General features: G+C 63.1%; 15 protein-coding genes and 1 riboswitch. Of the genes, 9 read left to right on the forward strand and 6 right to left on the reverse strand.

The genetic code is table 11. The features are described from left to right. Positions 1 to 363, forward strand: coding sequence for an ArsR/SmtB family transcription factor (locus AB4Z53_RS07795; protein ID WP_291150864.1), 363 nt, complete (start codon positions 1 to 3; stop codon positions 361 to 363). Next, positions 360 to 926, forward strand: coding sequence for an SRPBCC family protein (locus AB4Z53_RS07800; protein ID WP_113540435.1), 567 nt, complete (start codon positions 360 to 362; stop codon positions 924 to 926). The genes AB4Z53_RS07795 and AB4Z53_RS07800 overlap by 4 nt, the downstream gene beginning before the upstream one ends. 69 nt (positions 927 to 995) lie before the next feature. On the opposite strand, the gene AB4Z53_RS07805 is transcribed toward AB4Z53_RS07800, so the two are convergent. Next, on the reverse strand, positions 996 to 1,475 hold the full coding sequence (locus AB4Z53_RS07805) for an anthrone oxygenase family protein (protein WP_291150861.1): 480 nt from the start codon (positions 1,473 to 1,475) through the stop codon (positions 996 to 998). Continuing rightward, positions 1,472 to 2,302, reverse strand: a complete 831-nt coding sequence (locus AB4Z53_RS07810) for an NAD(P)H-binding protein (RefSeq protein WP_441595461.1) — start codon at positions 2,300 to 2,302, stop codon at positions 1,472 to 1,474. The genes AB4Z53_RS07805 and AB4Z53_RS07810 overlap by 4 nt, the downstream gene beginning before the upstream one ends. 104 nt (positions 2,303 to 2,406) lie before the next feature. Here AB4Z53_RS07810 and AB4Z53_RS07815 point away from each other — a divergent pair, with 104 nt between their 5' ends. The 3 genes from AB4Z53_RS07815 (at position 2,407) to AB4Z53_RS07825 (ending at position 4,575) form a co-directional block, all read left to right on the forward strand. Further along, the gene (locus AB4Z53_RS07815) at positions 2,407 to 3,099 is read left to right on the forward strand and encodes a TetR family transcriptional regulator (protein WP_441595462.1); all 693 of its coding nucleotides are present in this window, start codon (positions 2,407 to 2,409) and stop codon (positions 3,097 to 3,099) included. Then, positions 3,098 to 3,361, forward strand: a riboswitch (cobalamin riboswitch). Its footprint overlaps the gene before it by 2 nt. 42 nt (positions 3,362 to 3,403) lie before the next feature. Next, on the forward strand, positions 3,404 to 3,580 hold the full coding sequence (locus AB4Z53_RS07820) for a CbtB domain-containing protein (protein WP_034791966.1): 177 nt from the start codon (positions 3,404 to 3,406) through the stop codon (positions 3,578 to 3,580). 197 nt (positions 3,581 to 3,777) lie between these two features. Then, positions 3,778 to 4,575 (forward strand): CbtA family protein, encoded by a 798-nt coding sequence (locus AB4Z53_RS07825; RefSeq protein WP_113540439.1) that lies wholly within the window; start codon positions 3,778 to 3,780, stop codon positions 4,573 to 4,575. A 44-nt stretch (positions 4,576 to 4,619) separates the two neighbouring features. Here AB4Z53_RS07825 and AB4Z53_RS07830 read toward each other — a convergent pair whose 3' ends face one another. Continuing rightward, positions 4,620 to 5,468: a ferric iron reductase gene (locus tag AB4Z53_RS07830; protein ID WP_441595463.1), complete on the reverse strand. Its 849-nt coding sequence runs from the start codon at positions 5,466 to 5,468 to the stop codon at positions 4,620 to 4,622. Then, the gene (locus tag AB4Z53_RS07835; RefSeq protein WP_441595464.1) at positions 5,465 to 6,772 is read right to left on the reverse strand and encodes a glucoamylase family protein; all 1,308 of its coding nucleotides are present in this window, start codon (positions 6,770 to 6,772) and stop codon (positions 5,465 to 5,467) included. The genes AB4Z53_RS07830 and AB4Z53_RS07835 overlap by 4 nt, the downstream gene beginning before the upstream one ends. 157 nt (positions 6,773 to 6,929) lie before the next feature. Here AB4Z53_RS07835 and AB4Z53_RS07840 point away from each other — a divergent pair, with 157 nt between their 5' ends. The 3 genes from AB4Z53_RS07840 to AB4Z53_RS07850 all read left to right on the forward strand — a co-directional run bounded on the left by AB4Z53_RS07840 (position 6,930) and on the right by AB4Z53_RS07850 (position 8,920). Next, entirely contained in the window at positions 6,930 to 7,724 is a 795-nt protein-coding gene (locus AB4Z53_RS07840; RefSeq protein ID WP_113540441.1) for a DUF1194 domain-containing protein, read from the forward strand. Positions 7,725 to 7,827: 103 nt separating this feature from the next. Next, on the forward strand, positions 7,828 to 8,550 hold the full coding sequence (locus AB4Z53_RS07845) for a GntR family transcriptional regulator (protein ID WP_113540466.1): 723 nt from the start codon (positions 7,828 to 7,830) through the stop codon (positions 8,548 to 8,550). A gap of 130 nt (positions 8,551 to 8,680) precedes the next feature. Next, the gene (locus tag AB4Z53_RS07850; protein WP_057253209.1) at positions 8,681 to 8,920 is read left to right on the forward strand and encodes a DUF982 domain-containing protein; all 240 of its coding nucleotides are present in this window, start codon (positions 8,681 to 8,683) and stop codon (positions 8,918 to 8,920) included. A 142-nt stretch (positions 8,921 to 9,062) separates the two neighbouring features. On the opposite strand, the gene AB4Z53_RS07855 is transcribed toward AB4Z53_RS07850, so the two are convergent. Both AB4Z53_RS07855 and AB4Z53_RS07860 read right to left on the reverse strand, forming a co-directional pair. Next, on the reverse strand, positions 9,063 to 10,079 hold the full coding sequence (locus AB4Z53_RS07855; RefSeq protein ID WP_441595465.1) for a glycoside hydrolase family 26 protein: 1,017 nt from the start codon (positions 10,077 to 10,079) through the stop codon (positions 9,063 to 9,065). Between the two features lie 163 nt (positions 10,080 to 10,242). Beyond that, positions 10,243 to 10,593, reverse strand: coding sequence for a hypothetical protein (locus AB4Z53_RS07860; protein WP_441595466.1), 351 nt, complete (start codon positions 10,591 to 10,593; stop codon positions 10,243 to 10,245). 850 nt (positions 10,594 to 11,443) lie between these two features. On the opposite strand from AB4Z53_RS07860, the gene AB4Z53_RS07865 reads away from it, so the two are divergent. Then, positions 11,444 to 12,406, forward strand: coding sequence for a phosphatase PAP2 family protein (locus AB4Z53_RS07865; RefSeq protein WP_441595467.1), 963 nt, complete (start codon positions 11,444 to 11,446; stop codon positions 12,404 to 12,406). Positions 12,407 to 12,562 lie beyond the last annotated feature (156 nt).

Below are 12,562 nucleotides of genomic sequence, written 5' to 3' on the forward strand. Positions count from 1 at the left end.
ATGGTTGAATATCAGAACGCACATCTCGATGCCGTGTTTCACGCGCTTTCGGACCCGACGCGGCGCGCCATGCTCCAGGACCTTTCGCAGGGCGAAAGACTGGTGGGTGAGCTTGCGGCGCCGTTCTCGATCTCGCTGGCCGCGGCATCGAAGCACATCAAGGTGCTGGAAGGAGCAGGTCTGGTGCGCCGCGAAGTGAAAGGTCGCACGCATGTGTGCCGGCTCGATGCCGCGCCGATGCATGCAGGCATGGAGTGGATGCGCCATTACGAAGCCTTCTGGCGGACCCGCATCGACGCACTCGAGGCGCTGCTTCTGGCCGAAGACGCCACTATCCAAAATGATCCGGAGGAAAAGCCATGACTTCGTCTGCCACAGCCTTTGCCGGTACCGATTACGGTCGCGTCATCGCACCGGACGCGGTGCGCATCGAACGCCTGCTGCCGGGCCCGATCGAGCGGGTCTGGTCCTATCTGACCGAGGAAAGCAAGCGTCGGCTCTGGATGGCATCGGGCACGATCGGCTCGTGCGAAGGTGCCGCGGTCGAGCACGTCTTCCGCCACTCGGAACTGACAGCGGAAGACGATCGGCCGCCGCAGAAATATGCCGCGCATGCCGGCGAGGTGCGCAATTACGGTCACGTGCTCGCCTGGGAGCCGCCGCGGCTGCTCGCCTATACCTGGAACGAAGAGACCGGCACGCCCTCGGAGGTCCGCTTCGAGCTCAGCCCTCGCGGCGACAAGGTGCTGCTCGTTGTCACCCATAAACGCATCGCCGATCGTGCCATCATGACCAGCTTTTCCGCCGGCTGGCACGTGCATCTCGACATTTTGCGCGCTCTGCTCGAAGGCGAAAAGCCGGCAGCCTTCTGGAGCAAGTTTGCCGACCTGGAAGCGCAATATGACGCGCGTATTCCGAAGCCGTGACGGCGGAATGGGCTTAGAGGTCAAGACGCCTACAGGCGCCGGCAAGGATCGACTTGCCGGCGCTTTTCGTCAGGCGCGGGCGAAACCGAGAACGAAGAGCGCCAGCGCGCCGATCGATGCGAAGGTGCGCACGTGGTTCCACCAGACCCAATCGGTCAGATAGCGCTCATGCCAGAGATCGGTCGCCGCCTGACCGGGGGCTGCAGCGGCGAGCGCATCGTTCATCGGCACGTTGAAGATGATCGTCACCAGAAGCACGCCGACGACATAGGCGATGCCGCCGGCGGCAAGCCACCACCTGCCCTCGCCGCCAGAGAGGAAGGCCATGACGACGAGCACCAGACCGAGCAGCGCGGTGCCCATGAAGGCGCTGAGGAAGATCGGGTTCTGGATGACGACATTGATCGCGTTCATCGCGGCGATCCCCTGCTCCGGGGGCAGCCGCGACAGGGCCTGCATGATGCAGACCGAGAAGATGAAGAACAGTCCGGCCATCAGGCCGGAACCGATCGCGGCGGCGAACGCCAGAGCGGGGATCAGCGGGATCATGCGGCAATACTCCAAACACCAGTTGCTGCGGTTTCCCGGGCATAATCCGCAAAGTCGCGCGGGGGCCGCCCAAGCACGCGCTCGACATCGGACGTCATGCTGGAATTGCGTCCGTCGAGCACCGAGGAGAAGAGATAGCGGATGAGTGCGACATAGTCATCCGGCACGCCGTCGGCCTTGAGCTGTGCCGCAAAATCGTCAATCGGCACCGGCTGATAGGCGATCCGGCGGTTGGCCGCGACGGCGATCTCGGCCACGGCCTGGGCAAAGGTCATCAGCCGCGGGCCGGTCAACGAATAGACCTTGCCGATATGTGCGTCGTCCAGAAGCGCCGCGACCGCCACATCGGCAATGTCGTCGCAGCTGACGAAGGGCTCAGTGACCTCGTCCACCGGCAGGAAGACCGACCCGCTCATCACGCCATCGGCCAAGAAGCCTTCGTCAAAATTCTCGAAGAACCAGCTGCCACGGATGACCGTCCAGTCGGCGCCGGAGGCCTGCAGCGCGCGCTCGGCCGCTTCCGCCTCGTCCTCGCCGCGGCCCGACAGCAGCACCAGCCGCTTGATGCCCGAGCGAACGGCAAGGCTCGAGAACCGGTCGATGACGTCGACGGCGCCCGGCACCGCCAGATCCGGCTGGTAGCAGACATAGATGCGATCGACATTTTCAAGGACGCGCGCCCAGGTCGCCTCGTCCGTCCAGTCGAAGGACGGCGACGCCGAACGGGCGCCGATGCGCACCGCTATGCCCCGCTCCCGAAGGCGCTCGGCCACCCGCCGCCCCGTCTTGCCGGTACCGCCCAAAACCAGTGTGACTTTCTGAGACATCRTTTCCTCCTGAGGTTTCACCAACAAACATGAGCATCTCTCACATTTGCAAATGTGATAAATCCTCGTATTTTAGGAGTCAAGTCAAAATGTGAGCATTACTCATGATTCCAGATGCAAGCCCCGCCACACTTCCCGCCGACGACGAGACCACGTTGCGCCGGACGCCCAGCCAGAAGCGCAGCCGCGAGCGCGTGGAGCAGATCCTTGCCTGCGCGACGGCACTCATCCAGGAGAAGGGCAGCGACGCCATGCGCATGAGCGAAGTCGCTGAAAAGGCGGGGATTTCGATCGGGTCGCTCTACCAGTACTTCCCGGACAAGGCGGCGATCGTGCGTACGCTGGCCGAGCGCTACAATGCCGTGTGCAACGAGTGCATCGCCGCCGAACTGGCCAAGGTCACGTCGATGGCAGAACTGCGCGACGCCTTCTCACTGCTGTTCGACATCTACTACGACATGTTCCTGGCCGAGCCTGTCATGCGCGACATCTGGTCGGCGATGCAGGCCGACAAGGCGCTGCGTGAGGTCGACCTCCAGCAAAGCCGCACCGGCGGCAAGCTTCTGGCCGATGTCTGGGCCCGCTTTGCGCCCGAGACGCCGCGCGAAACGATCGACAGCGCTGCCTTCCTGATCATGCATCTCGGCGACTGCACCATGCGACTTGCCGTCTCGGTCGATCGGCCGGAGGGCGACCGCATCGTCGAGGCCTACAAGCAGATGATGCTTCGCGATTTTGTCGCGGATGAAGCGGCCGGCGGCGCAGGCTCAATTGACAATGCCATGACACGCTCCTAATCATTTTGGATCGATTGGTTCCCGGGACGCGAACGCGTTTCGGGAGTAAACGGGAACGTGACGGATGGACCCATGCTGGGCATTCAAATCACGGCCGACCCCGCGACTGTAGAGCGACGTTGATCTTGCCGTTCCGGAGCAATCCGGAAGAAGCCACTGGAACAGGCCCCGAGAGGGGGGTCGAACTGGGAAGGCGAGGCAGATCCCGGGCATTTCGCCCAGCGCCGTGAGCCAGGAAACCTGCCACTCGATACGGGCATAGGGCCCACACCGGGAATTTCCCGATGCCATCACGGAGGTTGTCATGGCTACGTCTACCATTTCGAGCACCCCGCTCTCCCTCAGCGATCGTCTGACCGCTGGCGTCATCGCCCTTTTCATCGGCGCATTCCTCGTCTTCGGTGCCGGCCTGGCCAATTCGGCCGTGCTGCACGACACCGCGCACGACACCCGCCACTCCTACGGCTTCCCCTGCCACTAAACGATGCGCCGGAACGTGAACAACGTTCCGCATCGAAATAGCTACGGACCTGAATGCATCCGGCTCACGCCGGATGTCGGCGTTTGCGCATGGCACTTTGGCGAACATGCAAGCACCGTCCGTGTGGCACAGCGAATGGGAAGGCTCAACAACCACGCCGAAACGCGTGGCGTTTGCCGTTATCGAGGGAATTCAAGATGATTGTCAGAACGCTTCTGGCCGCGATCGTGGCTGGACTGATTGCCGGTGTCTTCATGACCGGCGCCCAGGAACTGCGGGTAACGCCGCTGATCCTGCATGCGGAGCAATTCGAAGGCGAGGCTCCGGCCGCGGCCGAACAGCCGGCCAGCCAGCCGGGTGCGGCACAGCCGGCCGCCGAGGGCCATGACCAGCATTCGTCGCTGAAGGCGGTATCGCCGCTTGGCGCCGTGCTCGACGCGCTGTCGCCGATCACGCCGGCCTATGCGCACGAAGGCGAACATGAGGAAGGCGGCATCATGTTCGGTTTGAGCCGCTTCTCCGGCACGCTGATGGCAAACCTCGTCACCGGCTCCGGCTTCGGCCTGCTGCTCGCCGGCGTCAGCCTGGTGATCGGCTATCCGATCACGCTTAGGAACGGCGCGCTCTGGGGCGCTTGCGGCTGGCTCGCGGTGCACATGCTGCCGGCGATCGGCCTGCCGCCGGAACTGCCGGGCTTCCCGGCAGCCGAACTCGGCGACCGCCAAACCTGGTGGCTGGCAACCGTCGCTCTCTCCGCAGTCGGCCTCTATCTCCTGGTTCTGCGCGAGGAAATCGTATCCAAGGTTGCCGGCCTCGTGCTGATCGCCGCACCCCATGTCTACGGCGCGCCGCAGCCACTCGATATCTCCAGCAACGTCCCGGCCGTGCTCGGCGCCGAGTTCGCGGTCGCCGCGCTCGCCACCACGCTCGCCTTCTGGATCGTTCTCGGCGTTGTCTCCGGCTTCATCAACGAGCGCTTCCTCAAATCGCATTGAACCCAATGCGCCTTAGCAGGCACCAGAACATAAAACGGCGGGGTTCAAGCCCCGCCGTTTTGCGTCAGACGCGCTGCCAGCCGCACGCGGCGATCGTCCGGCTCCAGCAGGACGCAGGTATCGCAGATGCTGCCGCCCTCCGTCTTGAAATAGAGGCAACAGCCGCAGCGGATTCGGTACTGGCGCGACAGTTGCGCGCCGCTTGCCGGATCGGTGGCGGAGATCTCCTCGTAGCCGATCTCTTCCGAAAACAGCCGCGAACCCGGCCGTTTGACGATCGCGAGCGCCTCAGCCATGCCGCGCGCTTCGTCCCCGATCGCCCGTCCGATCTCCAGGAACGCGCCGGCAAGCGAATCCGCCGCCAGCCGCCACTGCGCCCCGGAGGAAAGCCCCGAGCGTTTCTTCAGGATCGCGATGACCGGCGCCAGATGGGCTGTGAAGCCGCGCTCGAAAACGCCGATGCATTCCGGCTGCTGCAATCTCTCCGCCAGATCCACTTGGAAATGATAGCGTTTGCCGGCAACCGCGCGGTCCTGGTGAAGGCGGCTCCAGTCTTCTAAGCGAATGCCGGCGATCTCAGCCTGGACGCCCGCACCGAGATAGAGCGCGCCGAGAACCACACTTACCTGGCGACTGTAAAAGGCGATCAGATGCGCGGCCCGGATCCGGTCCGTCATGCCGACTGCGAAAAAGTCCTGATAGGCGAGGCTCTCCTCGATCCCGGCCCCGCCCGCAGCCCAGAAGCCGGCCGGTGCGCTGAAGGCTCCGTCCGCCGGCCCGAGCGAGACACCGGCGTCAGGGAACTGAGCGCACAACCGCTCGACCACTGCCAGCACCCGGGGCGGATATCCTTCCCCGGTCTGCGCAATCTGTTGCTGGCCTCCCAAATTCATACCGTCTCCGTCGCCAGCCAGCCACCTTCAAATCCCGCACGCTCAAGTCCGTGCCGGATCGCAGGCAGACTACGCGTCAACTCCCAGACGAAGCCGCTCCGCCAGTTCTCGATCATCATCACGACGAGCCCTTGGTCAAGGCCGACGACGCGCGCGTCGATCCACCCCTCCGGCCCCTCGCCCGGGAGGCTCGGATTGAAGCCGCCCGGAAAGCGCCCCGCCTTCAGAAGCCCGGGGTAGCTGGCCGTCATGTGGCTGAGCGCCGATAGCGACGCATCCGCACAGAACGGCAGACAGGCCGCCGCCGCCCAGGGCACAAGCGTGCCGTCATCCGGACCGAAAGGTGCGCCGCGATTGGCGTAGCCCCGAAGTCGCTGCCAGCGCCCGTCCTTGAGGCGCAGCTGGCCATGTGGCGCGTGGCAGGCGCTGAGCCCCCAGAGGTCTTCGCCATAGCCGGCGAAGCGGCCCGGGTTTTGCCGCGCATAGTCACGCTGCAGCCCCATAGCTCGCCGGCTGTTTTCGAAATAGTCGGTTCCCCTCCCCCGCATCGGCCGATCGCCGAGGCCGCGAAGATCGAGCCAGGCCTGCGGGAACAGGTGGATGAACAACGGCGCCGCGTGGAGATGACACCCGCCTTGAACCGCGATCCAGTCATAATCGTCCGTAAAGACGGTATAATGCTCCGGTTCGATTGCGTGCTCTGGCGCCCCGAGCGCCAGCACATAGAGCAGCAGCGCCTCGCTATACCCTTGCCAGCGATACTTCAGGAATCGGCCCGGTGGGCGCCAGCCCATCGTCAGCGTCTCACTCCGGTTCAACGCCCAGCACCAGTCGACCCGCGCATAGAGCCGTTCGGCAAGCGCGCGGATCTCGCCTTCCTCTTCATCTTCGCGGGAGAAGTAGGCCGAAGCCGTCAGGCAGCCGGCGATCAGCAGCGCCGTGTCGATGGTCGAAAGCTCGCTGCGCCAGGTGCGCGCGCCGGTCCGCATATCGAGAAAGTGATAGTAGAACCCGCGATAGCCGCTCGCGCCCTGGTCGCGCGACTGCGGGCTTTCGGCCAGGAAACGCAGCGTGGTCAACACCCGCCCGACCGCCTCGCGGCGCAAGATCCACCCGCGCTCGACGCCGATGGGATAGCAGGAAAGGCCGAAGCCGGTCGCCGCAATGCTCGACGGCGCACCCGGAAGCGACGTATCCGCGATCAATCCGGTGACTGGATCCACATATTCGAGAAAGTAGCCGAACGCCGCCCTCTGCAGACTATCGATCTGAAATAGTTCGGCATTTTCCGTCGGTTTCAGCATTCCGCCTTTCCGGCCCTGGCCGGCCGCAAGTATATTTCCGGGCCGACCCCGACAAAATCACTCTTTGTTGAAGGCCAACTACACCCAAATGGTCGCCGAAATCCAATCCTGTGTTACATTCTTCTAATCTGACCGCGCGCAATGACTGGTTGAAGCGATGTTGAGCGTGTTGGCGTTGATCCTCTCATTGAGTGGTGGCACGAGCCCATCGACCGCCGTGCCGACCGATGTCGATGTCGAACTGATCCTGGCCGTCGATATGTCCGGCTCGATGGATCTGGATGAGGCGCGCATCCAGCGCGCCGGTTACGTCGAGGCGCTCCGGCACCGCGATTTCCTGGACGCGGTCGGAAGCGGGCAACTGGGCAAGATCGCCATCGGCTATTTCGAATGGGCGGGCACGGTGAACGAATCCTCCGTCGTCGCCTGGCAAGTGATCTCCACCGCCGCCGACGCCGATGCCTTTGCCAAGCTGATCGAGGCACGCCCGGTCGGCACCAGGCGGGGCACGTCGATCTCGAACGCGATCACCTACGGTACGGCGCTGATCGATTCGAACGCCTTCAACGGCATACGCCGGGTCATCGACGTTTCCGGCGACGGCCCGAACAACATCGGCCCGCCGGTCATCCCGGCCCGCGAGACCGCGATCGCCCGCGGCATCACCATCAACGGGCTGGCGATCCTCATTCGCCCCTCGGTCTCGACCGGCCCGCTCGACCAGTATTACGCCGAATGCGTCATCGGTGGCCCCGGCTCCTTCGTGCTGCCGGTGCACGAACCGGAGGATTTTTCGATCGCCATCCGCCAGAAGCTGGTGCTCGAGGTCAGCGGCCTGCAGCCGCCGCCAACCGTTCGCCTGGCCGATGCGCTGCCGGCATCCGATTGCCTGATCGGCGAGAAGCTGAGGCCCGGTTTCCTCGACCGTGTCTATCCCGAACTCGACAAATAGGCTTCACCGCCTAGTTGTTGCCGCGCAACCCACGCGCGTCAGATTGTCGTTTCCCTTCGCTTCGTCCGGCGATAAGATGAGCCGTTGCTTCGCGGATCGATTCATGTCCTTGACCACTACGCCCCCACCGGCCGACATGGCCGCAGACCCGGCCACCGACACCGGCAGTCAGCATATCCGCGACACGTTGCGCGATGCGATCGTCGAGCGGCGGCTTACCCCCGGCACCAAGCTTTCGGAAAGCGATGTCGGCGAACTCTTCAATGTAAGCCGCACCCTGGTGCGCGCCGCACTGCAGGCGCTCTCCTATGAAGGGCTCGTCAGCGTCGAGAAGAACCGTGGCGCCTTTGTCGCCCATCCCTCGATCGACGAGGCGCGCCAGATCTTCGCCACCCGCCGCCTGATCGAGCCCGGCGTCGTGCGGGCTGCAGCGGCGAATATCGGCAAGACCGAGCTCGGCGAGCTCCGGCGCATGCTGGCAGAGGAGCGGCAGCTCACCGAACAGCGCGGCCAGTCGGCCCGCCGCGCCGAGATCAAGGCCTCGGGCGATTTTCACCTGGCACTCGCCGATCTCAGCGGCAACGCCATCCTCCGGCGTTTCATGGATGAGCTCGTCGCCCGCTCTTCCCTCGTCATCGCGCTTTACGGCCAGTCGACCGTTTCAAGCTGCGGCCACAGCGAACATGACGAGATCGTCAATGCGCTGGAACGCGGCGACATCGACCTGGCTGCCAAGATGATGGTCCACCATATCGACCACATCGAAGCCGATCTCGATCTTCGCGCGCACAAGTCGAGCGACCTCAAGGCTGCACTCGAGCTTTAGAGCTCGCCCCCGGCACGCGCCGAATCACGAAAAGGTCACGGGCTGAAAAAAGTCGGTGATCCGACGGAACCATTGCCGCGCCACAGCGTTGGCCTCGCGCTCGAAAAAGACTGAGAACGAGGATAAGCAAATGAGCGAGAAGTTCTTCGCCACTCCCATCCCCCTCCGGTTATCCGCAAAACGGCAGACCGTCGTCAGAACGGTCTTCGAAGCCGTCGAGTTGCTGCGGCAATGGCCTGGGCGCCGTGGACGGGAGTACCGCGCGGCTCTCAGGCGCTGCCTGGACGCGCTGGATGGATTGACGAGTACGGACCGGGCCAGCCGCTGCTTTGCTGCCGCTGCCCGCGAATCGGGCCTGCTTCTGGCCTGACGCGGAAGTCCCAAGATCCGGGGCCATGTGTTCGTAGATCGGGTCTTTACGATGCGCCGAAGGACGATCGGCGCATCGCCCCCCAAAGGCGCTGCGCCATCGCACAAGCGCTACCTGACTTTTCCACGGATGTTATGCACGATCAGTCGGCGAGTTCTGCCGCTTGCTTCGCCTGACGCTCGGCTAGCGCCTTCAGTGCTTCCCTGTCGAGCCGCCAATCCGGCGAGCCGTAGCCGAGCGGCCACTTGTAAGGCTCCTTGTCGTTGAAGAACACGACGGTGGTCAGCAGCGGGAAAGCCCGGCGATAGGTCTGCTGATCGAGGATTTCCTTGTACCAGGCGCGCCTGTAGTCGGCCGAACCCGAGACGCCGAGTTCGGCGATCATGACCGGTTTGCCGAAGCCTGCCACACGCTGGTACTTTTCGTTCAGCGCTTCTGCGAAGCGGCGCTCGCGGCCCCAATAGTCGACATCCATTTTCTGCAAGCCCCAGATGGGGATTCCGACGACATCGACGACATCGTCACCCGGATAGTAGCCGGCGAGATTGCGGTGGCCCTTCGGCGACCAGACGAACCGCGCTTGCGGCGCGAGCTCCCGGCATTTGCCAACGAAATAGCGAAACGCCTTCTTGTAGCCTTCCGTATCGCGACGTGCCCAGGGATAGCGGCCATCGGGGTCCTCCATCTCGTGCCCCCAGCGCACATAGACGGGGCCATCGAAGGCGGCCGCGCGGGCACAGACGTCGCCGATCTCGCGGTCGAAGCGGCCCTTGCCGATATCGGCAAACAGCCTTTCGCCGCCGGCGCGCCAGTCGGACGCATGGGTATAGGGCTCGACCGAGAGCATCAGGGCTCGCCCCTGCCGCGCCGCAATCGCGATCTTGCGCTTCAAGAGCGCCCGGTCCGGCTTCTGCCAATAGACGAACACATGCTCGAGCTCGAGCGCATCACTGTCGGCAACGGCGTCATGCGGATCGTAGACGCCGATGGCAACCGCCCGCTTCGTCGCGCCCTTTGGCTCGGGCGTGATCGCAGCCGTCGTCAGCCCCCGGTCGATACCATCGGCCGGATCGTCCGCGCGCGCCGCCGGCGTACCGGCAACGGCGAGAAGCGCCAGTGTTCCCGCGGCAAGGGCTGATCTCAAAAGCCTGGCAGACAACGAACTTTCTCCGGCGGATCGTCTCTCGACGCCGCAAATAAAATCGGACGCATCACGCATGCGACGGTCAGTCACCGCCGAAGACGGGGACCCCGATCCCCCAAACGTTCCCGAGCGGCTTCGCCGCGCCGGAATTACGCAAACTCGAACAGAGACAATCCCGCTAGAGCGAAGCTCGGAGGAAGCAGTGCGACGTACGGCCGAAGCCGCTCGGCGAGCAGATGTAGGGTGCGCGGCCGAGATAGGCGGCGGTGGTCTTCCTCACAGGCTGCGGTGCGACCACATCCTCATCCGCTTCGGCGACCTGCAGCTGCTTCTCTTCCTTGCGGATCTTGACCGAAGGGCTCGCGTAAGCGCTGGAATGGCCCGATGCGAACAACGGCGTTTCTCCAATAACCGTCGACGAGCAGCCGGAAAGCAGCAGAATGCCAAGAATTGAGGCGGTCGGTACGAGATACTTGAAACCCGAAATGGGGGTGCGGCTCGCGCCGGCACATGCGGTCTTATCTCGCATAAGCATCCTTTCGAATTAGCGACCTTGGCCGCCCGATGCCTCCTTTGGGGGATATGGCGGCGTTGTTCAACCCCCTCTCCATTATAAATTGCTAAAATTAACGAATTCTTTCGTAGGGCGTTCTTCCGACGGTTGCAGCGAATGGCACCGGCACCAGGCGCAAATGCGGCCGCTGATTGGGCACATGCTGGGCTTGGAGCGCCGCACGAGGATCAGGAAGACAAATCAGGAAAACCAGATGCTTGCCCGACGGCCGACCCGAAGGCGAACCCGCCCGCCACTTGCAGGCCCACCCGCACCGCCGTCCACCACGCCCGGTGGTAGCTGCGCCGCCGGAAACGCCGGATGGTTCGCAAGGAAATTTTTTTCGCATGAAGGCGCAAAATCGGCCGCACTGGCGGAGAAACCGCCACGCTTGTCGATCAAGCGGCACACAGCGGCAACGGACGCAGCACCGTCCTTCCTCATATTTAGCCATCACGCATTTACAGTTCGTTGACCTATGACGGCCACCTTGGTGCGAGGCGCAACATGTTGAGCGTATGCGCCCACTCCAAAACTGCCCGCGTCGAGCGGGCATTTTTTTGCGCTGAGAGCTGACCTTCCTCGTGCCGCCCCCCTCACCTTCCCGTCCCTTTGGTGAGGCACCGATACCTGGCGCGGTGCTTATGCGCGCACACGAAGCCTACTCCTGATCGAGAACGCGCATCATCGTTTGATGATTAAGAGGAATTTCAGGTATTGATAATATCCTAATTGCTAAATTAATCGGGATTTCTTGGCGGCTATGCTTGATCCTCGAACATTTATGGGCGCATTGCTTTCCGGTGTACGCAGAGACGCTGTCGTCGTGTCTTTGCCGATCGCCTATCTGCTTCTGGCTTTCAGCCTGCTTGAAGTGCCCCCCAGCACGTGGTTCTGGTATTTCGGCGTTTCCCTGATGGGTCTTGTCGCGATTACGGCATTGTTCGCGGCGGGCGTGCGGGGTGCCTATCATGTTCTGGTCAATCGCGAGGACCGCCCGATTACGGCGATCGTCCGTGACATCCGCAGCGTGCCGTTCGCAACGGCAGTCTCCTATTTTCCCGTTGCCGTCGCGCAAGTGATCCTCACCAGCGTATTCTGGCAGTGGAAGACTCGCCTGCCTGTCTTCTCCTGGGACCAGACGCTGAGTGATCTCGACCGAGCGCTCCACTTCGGCTGGCTCCCGTGGCAATGGCTTCAGCCGGTCCTCGGCTATTGGCCCATCACCTTCCTGCTCAGCATCAACTACAGCATCTGGTTCATGGTGATGTGGACCTTCTGGATGGCCGTCGCGTTCAGCGAGCGGTCGCAGCGCATGCAATTTCTCGTCACTTTCGCCTTGTCATGGATCATTCTCGGCAGCTTCCTGGCGACCGCGTTCGCATCCGCCGGCCCGTGCTTCTTCGGCAATCTCGGCCTCGGGGAAAATCCATATGCCGATCTGATGTCCTATCTAAGGGCCGCCGACCAAAACGCGCCGATTTTTGCTCTCAACGTACAGAACCTGCTCTGGCAGGGCTACGCGGGTGCCGGCACCGAAATGGGCATCTCTGCCATGCCCAGCCTTCACAATGCGACGGCGCTCTTGATGGTCCTGGCTTCAAGGAGCTTTCACCCCGCCATACAATGGGCGCTCAAGGTCCATTGCGCGCTGATATTTCTGGGGTCGATACACCTCGGCTGGCACTATGCCGTCGACGCCTACGTTTCCTATGCCGCAACGCTGGTGATCTGGTACGGGATCGCCTCACGGTTCCAATCCCGAAGGCTAACGCCTCAAGTCGCCTAGGCGAAATACTCCAGGCTGTCACATCTCATAGCACTGCGGGAGGCATTCTCCGCGACGCCAGTCAGTACCTCTCCCAAAGGCGACGATCTCGACGATGTCGCGACCTAACGGCTCGGTGCAAAAAGGCTGGTTCGCACAAAGGATCGGCAGCCTAGC

The organism is Ensifer sp. 2TAB8, from assembly GCF_052115125.1.
GTDB lineage: Bacteria > Pseudomonadota > Alphaproteobacteria > Rhizobiales > Rhizobiaceae > Ensifer.

Coding starts and splice junctions, on each gene's coding strand:
- AB4Z53_RS07850 (WP_057253209.1), top strand. CDS start 8,681: ATGAGCGAGAAGTTCTTCGCCACTCCCATCCCCCTCCGGTTATCCGCA.
- AB4Z53_RS07795 (WP_291150864.1), top strand. CDS start 1: ATGGTTGAATATCAGAACGCACATCTCGATGCCGTGTTTCACGCGCTT.
- AB4Z53_RS07815 (WP_441595462.1), top strand. CDS start 2,407: ATGATTCCAGATGCAAGCCCCGCCACACTTCCCGCCGACGACGAGACC.
- AB4Z53_RS07800 (WP_113540435.1), top strand. CDS start 360: ATGACTTCGTCTGCCACAGCCTTTGCCGGTACCGATTACGGTCGCGTC.
- AB4Z53_RS07810 (WP_441595461.1), bottom strand. CDS start 2,302: ATGTCTCAGAAAGTCACACTGGTTTTGGGCGGTACCGGCAAGACGGGG.
- AB4Z53_RS07825 (WP_113540439.1), top strand. CDS start 3,778: ATGATTGTCAGAACGCTTCTGGCCGCGATCGTGGCTGGACTGATTGCC.
- AB4Z53_RS07830 (WP_441595463.1), bottom strand. CDS start 5,468: ATGAATTTGGGAGGCCAGCAACAGATTGCGCAGACCGGGGAAGGATAT.
- AB4Z53_RS07845 (WP_113540466.1), top strand. CDS start 7,828: ATGTCCTTGACCACTACGCCCCCACCGGCCGACATGGCCGCAGACCCG.
- AB4Z53_RS07805 (WP_291150861.1), bottom strand. CDS start 1,475: ATGATCCCGCTGATCCCCGCTCTGGCGTTCGCCGCCGCGATCGGTTCC.
- AB4Z53_RS07860 (WP_441595466.1), bottom strand. CDS start 10,593: ATGCGAGATAAGACCGCATGTGCCGGCGCGAGCCGCACCCCCATTTCG.
- AB4Z53_RS07840 (WP_113540441.1), top strand. CDS start 6,930: ATGTTGAGCGTGTTGGCGTTGATCCTCTCATTGAGTGGTGGCACGAGC.
- AB4Z53_RS07820 (WP_034791966.1), top strand. CDS start 3,404: ATGGCTACGTCTACCATTTCGAGCACCCCGCTCTCCCTCAGCGATCGT.
- AB4Z53_RS07835 (WP_441595464.1), bottom strand. CDS start 6,772: ATGCTGAAACCGACGGAAAATGCCGAACTATTTCAGATCGATAGTCTG.